Annotated in this window: 1 protein-coding gene; it reads left to right on the top strand. The window is 59.7% G+C overall.

The annotated features are described in order from the left end of the window. Positions 1-293: 293 nt before the first annotated feature. Positions 294-486: hypothetical protein (locus AB4Z32_RS27685; RefSeq protein ID WP_442125013.1), on the top strand; the 193-nt coding region annotated here is incomplete at its 3' end.

The raw sequence follows: 486 nt of genomic DNA, 5'->3' as shown, positions 1-486 counted from the left end.
GTCGGTCCAGTGCTTGACCCAGAGAACGGTCTCGAGGTTGTGCGGGGACTCCTTGGCGGGAGCAGGGGCGGCGGCGGTGGCGGTCTCGGCCGTCATGTCTTCGGTTTTCGATCCTGTTCGCGCGCAGCGCACGCAAGAAAAGTCGGGCGTCGCTCCGGCCCTGAAGGCGACACGGGTGTCATGTGAGAAGTTGAGAGCGGATGTCAACTTTTGCTCTCTGAACCCGCTTTGAGAAAAAATTCTACGAGCGGCCCAAAATATCGCCGTTCGCTTTTTCTGACTGTGTCAAAAATGTGATTGCCGACCACCCCAACGGGGCGCAGACTTCCTTTTGCTTCGTTCGCGAAGCCAACGATACGGAGGAACGTATGCGGGTGAGGTTCGTCATGGCCGCCGCGGCGGCCAGTCTGTTAGCGTTAGGCGTAGCGGGTTGTGAAGGCGGCGCCCAATCCAAGTCCGCCAAGGCCCAACAAGTGACCCTGGAAG

The organism is Massilia sp. 2TAF26 (assembly GCF_052115005.1).
Taxonomy (GTDB): Bacteria; Pseudomonadota; Gammaproteobacteria; order Burkholderiales; family Burkholderiaceae_D; genus Telluria.
This window is presented reverse-complemented; position numbering and strand designations above follow the sequence as displayed.